The following is a 423-nucleotide window of genomic DNA, read 5'->3' on the forward strand; positions in this document are numbered from 1 at the left end:
TCTCTGGCGACTCCTGCGCCCTGTTCAGAGCCGTCTCATGTGGCTCCTGAACGCCAAGTTCGTGGTCGGTGTGACCGGCGTCGTGCGCGACGACGAGGGCCGGGTCCTGCTGCTCCGGCACCGGATGTGGCCGCCGGGCCGGCAGTGGGGCCTGCCGAGCGGCTTCGCGCACAAGGGCGAGGACTTCCGGCAGACCGTGGTGCGCGAGGTCAAGGAGGAGACCGGCCTCGACGTGGAGGCGGGCCGCCTCGTCATGCTGAACAGCGGCTTCCGCACCCGTCTGGAAATAGCCTACGAGGCCCGCCTGCTCGGCGGCGAGCTGCGCCTGGACCCCTTCGAGATCCTGGAGGCCCGCTGGTGCCGCCCGGACGACCTCCCCGAGGACGTCCAGCCGGTGTGCCACCCGCTGGTGCGGGGCGAGAC

General features: G+C 71.6%; 1 protein-coding gene. It reads left to right on the plus strand.

Annotated elements, in window-relative coordinates; genetic code table 11:
* Positions 1-423: NUDIX hydrolase (locus KDL01_RS42235; protein WP_368861761.1), on the plus strand; the 423-nt coding region annotated here is incomplete at both ends.

Origin of the sequence: Actinospica durhamensis (assembly GCF_018139695.1) — a bacterium.
Lineage (GTDB): Bacteria > Actinomycetota > Actinomycetes > Streptomycetales > Catenulisporaceae > Actinospica > Actinospica durhamensis.